This is a genomic window from Acidimicrobiales bacterium, assembly GCA_036491125.1.
In the GTDB taxonomy this organism is placed as follows: Bacteria; Actinomycetota; Acidimicrobiia; order Acidimicrobiales; family AC-9; genus AC-9.
This window is the reverse complement of the sequence record DASXCO010000226.1, coordinates 1-5,733: the sequence shown is the minus strand read 5'-3', so window position 1 is coordinate 5,733 and position 5,733 is coordinate 1. Positions and strand designations below refer to the sequence as shown.

General features: G+C 68.9%; 8 protein-coding genes and 1 pseudogene. 6 read left to right on the top strand and 3 right to left on the bottom strand.

Annotation, left to right across the window (positions count from 1 at the left end; translation table 11 throughout):
* The coding region (locus VGF64_17675) for a CCA tRNA nucleotidyltransferase (GenBank protein HEY1636589.1) at positions 1-501 on the top strand (501 nt) is incomplete at its 5' end.
* On the opposite strand, the gene VGF64_17670 is transcribed toward VGF64_17675, so the two are convergent.
* Positions 495-1,565 (bottom strand): inositol-3-phosphate synthase, encoded by a 1,071-nt coding sequence (locus VGF64_17670; protein ID HEY1636588.1) that lies wholly within the window; start codon positions 1,563-1,565, stop codon positions 495-497. The genes VGF64_17675 and VGF64_17670 overlap by 7 nt on opposite strands.
* On the bottom strand, positions 1,562-2,209 hold the full coding sequence (locus VGF64_17665) for a PadR family transcriptional regulator (protein HEY1636587.1): 648 nt from the start codon (positions 2,207-2,209) through the stop codon (positions 1,562-1,564). The genes VGF64_17670 and VGF64_17665 overlap by 4 nt, the downstream gene beginning before the upstream one ends.
* 249 nt (positions 2,210-2,458) lie before the next feature.
* Between VGF64_17665 and VGF64_17660 the strand changes: the two genes are divergently transcribed.
* On the top strand, positions 2,459-2,869 hold the full coding sequence (locus VGF64_17660; protein HEY1636586.1) for a DUF5318 family protein: 411 nt from the start codon (positions 2,459-2,461) through the stop codon (positions 2,867-2,869).
* A 68-nt stretch (positions 2,870-2,937) separates the two neighbouring features.
* On the opposite strand, the gene VGF64_17655 is transcribed toward VGF64_17660, so the two are convergent.
* Entirely contained in the window at positions 2,938-3,126 is a 189-nt protein-coding gene (locus tag VGF64_17655; protein HEY1636585.1) for a hypothetical protein, read from the bottom strand.
* 65 nt (positions 3,127-3,191) lie between these two features.
* On the opposite strand from VGF64_17655, the gene panB reads away from it, so the two are divergent.
* The 4 genes and pseudogenes from panB to rpsR all read left to right on the top strand — a co-directional run bounded on the left by panB (position 3,192) and on the right by rpsR (position 5,431).
* Positions 3,192-4,127 carry a 3-methyl-2-oxobutanoate hydroxymethyltransferase gene (gene panB / locus VGF64_17650; GenBank protein HEY1636584.1) on the top strand — a complete coding sequence of 312 codons (936 nt, stop codon included), beginning with the start codon at positions 3,192-3,194 and terminating at the stop codon, positions 4,125-4,127.
* A gap of 204 nt (positions 4,128-4,331) precedes the next feature.
* Complete coding sequence (gene rpsF / locus VGF64_17645; protein HEY1636583.1) at positions 4,332-4,682, top strand: 30S ribosomal protein S6; 351 nt, start codon at positions 4,332-4,334, stop codon at positions 4,680-4,682.
* Between the two features lie 18 nt (positions 4,683-4,700).
* Positions 4,701-5,171, top strand: a complete 471-nt coding sequence (ssb, locus tag VGF64_17640) for a single-stranded DNA-binding protein (protein HEY1636582.1) — start codon at positions 4,701-4,703, stop codon at positions 5,169-5,171.
* Positions 5,171-5,431: pseudogene (gene rpsR / locus VGF64_17635) on the top strand (30S ribosomal protein S18). Before ssb ends, rpsR begins: the two are co-directional and overlap by 1 nt.
* Positions 5,432-5,733 lie beyond the last annotated feature (302 nt).

Genomic DNA, 5,733 nt, shown 5'->3' with positions numbered 1-5,733 from the left:
TTCCACCACCACGAGGTCGTGGGGGCGCGCATGGCCCGTGACCGGATGCGGGCGCTCCGATATTCAAACGACGACGTCGACGTCGTCACACGGCTGATCGAGCTGCATCTGCGGTTCCACACCTACCGGATGGGTTGGACGGACCGCGCCGTCCGTCGCTACGTGCGGGACGCGGGACCGCTGCTCGACCGGCTGAACGAGCTGACCCGTGCCGACTGCACGACCCGCAGCGCGACCAAGGCCCGTGCGTTGTCCCTGCGGATGGACGAGCTCGAACGCCGCTTGGAGGAGCTGCGAGCCCAGGAGGAGCTCGACACGATCCGGCCCGACCTCGATGGCAACCAGATCATGGAGCAGCTCCACCTGGCGCCCGGCCCCGAGGTGGGAGAAGCGCGCGACTTCCTGCTGGAGCTACGCCTCGACGAGGGTCCGCTGGGAGAGGCCGAGGCTAGACGCCGGCTGTCCCAGTGGTGGAAGGAGCGCCCGTCCGGGGCTCACTGACCCGTGGCGAAGCGCTCCACCATCTCGCGGGCGTCCTCGTCCCGGTACTGCTCGGGGGGCGACTTCATGAAGTACGCCGAGGGCCCGAGGAGCGGTCCACCGATCTGGCGGTCGAGGGCGATCTTCGCGCAGCGAACGGCGTCGATGATCACACCCGCCGAGTTGGGTGAGTCCCACACCTCCAACTTGAGCTCCATGTTCAACGGAACGTCGCCGAAGTTGCGACCCTCGAGCCGCAGGTAGGCCCACTTTCGGTCGGCCAGCCAGCTGATGTGGTCGGACGGACCGATATGGACGTCGTCGTCCGGGATCCCGTGCTGCAGCTGGCTCGTCACTGATTGTGTCTTGGAGATCCGCTTGGACTCGAGCCGATCGCGCTCGAGCATGTTCTTGAAGTCCATGTTGCCGCCGACATTGAGTTGGTAGGTGCGGTCGAGGGCCATTCCCCGGTCCTCGAAGAGCCGGGCCAGGATGCGGTGCACGATCGTCGCCCCGACCTGGCTCTTGATGTCGTCTCCGATGATCGGCACGCCCGCATCGGTGAACCGCTGAGCCCATTCGGGCTCACTGGCGATGAACACCGGGATGGCGTTCACGAATGCAACGCCCGCGTCGAGGCAGGCGGCGGCGTAGTGACGCTGCGCCTCCTCGGAGCCGACCGGGAGGTAGCCAACGAGGACGTCGGCCCCGGTCTGCCGCAGCACCTCGCTGACGTCGACCGGCTCGGCCGGTGATTCTTCGATCTCGAGGCGGTAGTACTTCCCGAGACCGTCAAGAGTGGGGCCTCGGCTGACCGTCACCCCGAGCTCGCCCACCTCGGCGAAGCGGATGGTGTTGTTGTGGCCGGCGAAGATGGCCTTGCTCAGGTCGAGCCCCACCTTGGTGGCGTCCACGTCGAAGGCCGCCACGATCTCGGCGTCGCCGACGTGGTAGCCGCCGAGCACGACGTGCATCAGTCCCGGCACCGTCTCTCCCGGTTCGGCGGTGCGGTAGTACTCGATGCCCTGCACGAGGGCGCTGGCGCAGTTGCCGACCCCGGCGATGGCGACCCGGATCTTGCTCATCGGTTCTTGTCCTCCGTCTCGGCGGCCTGCCGACTTCTCCTGGCTGGCGTCTGTTCCCCCCGCGGGGCCGAGCTGCGCTCGGCGGCGATGAGGCGGTCGAGCCACGAGATGTCCCGCTCGGTCGTCTCCGTGTTGTGCTCCACGAGGGAGCGTGTGTAGGCATCCAGGCGTTGGCGCCCGGCCTTGATCGTCTGGCGCGTGCGGCCGAGCCGCTGAACCAGCTGGGCTCGTCGTCGTTCGAGCAGGCCCAGCCGCCCCTCCGGAGGCAGGTGACGCGCGAAGGCGAGCCGGAGGGTGAAGCTGCGGTCGTCTCCATCCGACTGGGCGTCAGCCACCAGCAGCTCCTCGAACAGGCGCTGACCCTGCTCGGTGATCCCGTAGACCTTCTTCCCCCGGCTTCCCCTGATCACGCCCCGGGCCCGGTAGGCGGCCCGCTCTCCGCCGAGGGAGCCGGTCATGGGAATGCTGGCGGTGGGTCGGATGGCCTCGACCGCCTTGACCGCGCCGGCAGCCTCGAGTCGGGCAAGGGCCGGATACAGGGAGCCGAACGACACACTCGACAGCGGCCCGAGCGTCTCACCGAGCAGCTTCTTCAGCTCGTAGCCGTGGAGCTCCTGTTCCTTCAGGAGGCCGAGGATGGCCATCTCCAACACGTCGTGCTCCGTCTCGTCTCATCGCCAGACCGATTTCCGGCCTGGTGCTCCTGGCCGGCTTCGACCACCGGCCAACCGGTCGACCCCCATCATCCCCGGTTCAACCGGTCGATGTATCGATTCGATATATCGACATGCTACCAAGGCGGCCGCCGGTCGGCGAACAAGGGACATCGGCAGTGGTGCTCGGCCGCGACCCGTCAGGGCTTGGCGTCCGGCAGAGGGCGGTAGCCTGTCGCCGTGAGCTTGCACCCCCAGTCGTTGCGGGGCCGCCGCCCCTCCTCTGGGCTGTCGGCAGACGTGGACTACCGTCTCGCCCGCAACTCGGTGGTGAGCGAGCTCAAACGCGGGCGTATGTCCCGGCTCGACGTCTGCGACGCCCAGCCCGAGCTGCTGCGGGCCGCCCGCAACGTCGGCACGTCGACCGGCGAGGACTGCCCGGTCTGCGAGGAGGCCAAGCTCGTGCTGGTCTCGTTCGCCTTCGGCCCCCGCCTTCCACCGAGCGGTCGGTGCCTGACGACCGAGCAGGAGTTGGCCAAGCTGTCCCAGCGGGCCAGCGAGCTCGCCTGCTACGTGGTCGAGGTGTGCCCCGAATGCGCGTGGAACCACCTGGCCAGGATGTTCCTCGTCGGCGGGCGCTACCGGTCCTGATCGACTGATCGTCGGCGGGCCCTATCGGCCCTGATCGACCGATCCGGAAGCGCCTTCGTCCCGAACCCTCATGTCTCCGGTGGTGCTTCGACGGGCTCGTGGGGATAGAGCGAGCGGCACGAGAAGCACCAGAGCTCGATCTCCTCGACTCTGGTGGTCGAGGCGGGGGTGTCCCACGACTCCGGCACCACGTAGAGGCGGTGCACGGCGACCAGCTCGTCGTCCTCGCCGGCGCAGTTCTCGCACACGCGCTCCACCAGGCTGACAGTACACTTGGCCCACCGCCGGCAGCCGAGTGGCGCTGGACGGGAAGGAGGCTGGCATGGCTCAGCAAGGGACCGTTCCCGCCGTACGATCGCGCAAGCGGGCGACGGGGAGCCCACCGCTGGTGATGGTCACCGCCTACGACGCGCCGACGGCGCGCATCGCCGATCAAGGGGGCGTCGATCTGATCCTCGTCGGCGACTCGCTCGCCATGGTCGTCCTCGGCTACGACGACACGTTGCACGTGACCGTCGAGGACATGGCGCACCACGTCGCCGCGGTGAGACGGGCCGGCCCCCGGGCTCTCGTCGTGGCCGACCTGCCCTGGATGAGCTATCACGTCGACGAGGCCGACACCGTGCGCAACGGCGCCGCCCTGGTTCGGGCCGGAGCCCAGGCGGTCAAGCTGGAGGGAGGGCGCCGCCGCGCTCGCATGGTCGCTGCCCTGGCCGATGCGGAGATCCCGGTCATGGGGCACCTGGGTCTGACGCCGCAGTCCATGCACGTGATGGGGGGGTTTACGGTCCAGGCCCGCGAAGCCGAAGCGGCGAGGACGCTGTTGGCCGACGCCCGCGCCCTGCAGGAGGCCGGCTGCTTCGCCATCGTGCTGGAGGGAATACCGGATGTCGTCGCGGGCATGGTCACCGAAGCCGTGGAGATTCCTACCGTCGGGATCGGCGCCGGTCCCTGGTGCGACGGCCAGGTACTGGTATTCCACGACCTGGTTGGTCTGGAGGAGCGCAAAGCCCCGAAGTTCGTCCGTCGCTATGCCTCGCTCGCAGATGACGCCTCGGCTGCGGTCACGGCCTTCGCGGCCGACGTTCGGGCCGGGCGTTTCCCGGCCGACGCCGAGAGCTATCACCTGAAAGATGAGGTGGCCGCGAGCCTCTGGTCCGCGGCCCAGCCCACCTCTTCCGCCGGCGCACCGGACGAGGTGGTCTCGGTTGGCACCAGTGGAGGGGCGTCATCAACCGCAGGTCGCGATCCGCGGTGATCGACCTGCGGGACCCGCGGCTCGCCGGGGGTCGCGCCGTCTGACCCGCATTCCTCGTCTCTGTCACACCTCCGCGCCATACTCGGTGACGAGATGAGCGAATCGCAGACGTCGACTAGCATGATCAGGTTCCAGCTATCCCTGCCCCGGATGGACCGGGGCCCCGGACGCAGCTGCGCCGGGTCCAGAGGGAAGTGAGTCGTTATGCGGCCCTACGAGGTCATGATCATCCTCGACGCCAGCCTGGAGGAAGATGCCATCCGGGCGGTCATCGACCGGGCCACCGAGGTCATCCGGTCCCGCGGGGGCAACCTCGGCCGGGTCGACCGCTGGGGCAAGCGCCGGTTCGCCTACGAGCTCGACCATCGCTGGGAGGGGTACTACATCCTCCTGGAGATCACGGCCGAGCCGGCGGCGTTGACCGAGCTTGCCCGGGTGCTCTCCCTCACTGACGAAGTGCTTCGTCACAAGGTCATACGGCTACCCGATCGGGTGGCGGGACTCGTCGGTCCCAGCGCTCGATCCCGGACCGGGGCCGAGGCCGAGGCGAGCTGACTCTCGAACGGAGGAATCATGTCGAATGGGAACAACGTCACCCTGGTTGGAAACATCACGCGCGATCCGGAGCTGCGGTTCACCCCCACGGGGCAGGCCACGGCGTCGTTCGGCCTCGCCGTGAACCGCCGCTGGCAGAACAGGCAGACCCAGGAGTGGGAGGAGGCGACGTCCTTCTTCGACGTGGTCTGCTGGCGGGAGATGGCCGAGAACGCCAGCGAGAGCCTCGTCCGGGGCTCCCGGGTGCTCGTCACCGGTCGGCTCGACCAGCGCAGCTGGGAGAACGCCGAAGGTGAGCGGCGATCGAAGATCGAGGTCGTGGCCGACGAGATCGGTCCCAGCCTTCGCTGGGCGACGGCCCAGGTCACCAAGAACGAGCGCCGGGGTCCCGGCGGTGACGGCGGGTCCGGAGGTGGCGGGGGCGGGAGCCCCCGCCCCGTCGCTGCCGGCCAGTCGTCCGGCTATGACCACAGCGAGGAGCCCTTCTGATGCCCCGCGGCAGCGACCGGGATCGCGGCTCGAAGAGGTCTGCCAAGGACACCGGCCGGAGAACCAAGAAGAAGGTCTGCATCTTCTGCAAGGACAAGATCGACTGGGTCGACTACAAGGATGTGAACCTGCTCAGGAAGTTCATGAGCGATCGCGGCAAGATCCGGGCCCGCCGGGTCAGTGGCAACTGTGCACAGCACCAGCGTGACGTCGCGGTCGCCATCAAGACGGCCCGGGAGCTGGCTCTGCTTCCGTACAGCCAACGGACCATGACCGAGCGTTCCGGCGGCCGCGGAGGCCGCGGCGCGCCCAGGCCCGTCGTGCCGCGGGCGGCGCCCGATGCCGGACCGACGGCCGGTCCGCCCGGGCGACCCGATGGCGCAGGAGCAGCTCCGGTGCCGCCCCAGCCAGCCGCCGGTGGGGCCGAGAGCCAGCCGGAGCGCCCGGCAGCTGCCGTGGGTGCCGACGCGCGTGGCGGCGGTGACCAGTGAAAGTTGTGTTGAGGGCCGACGTGACCGGCGTCGGCAAGCGCGGCGACATCGTCGAAGTGGCGGACGGTTAC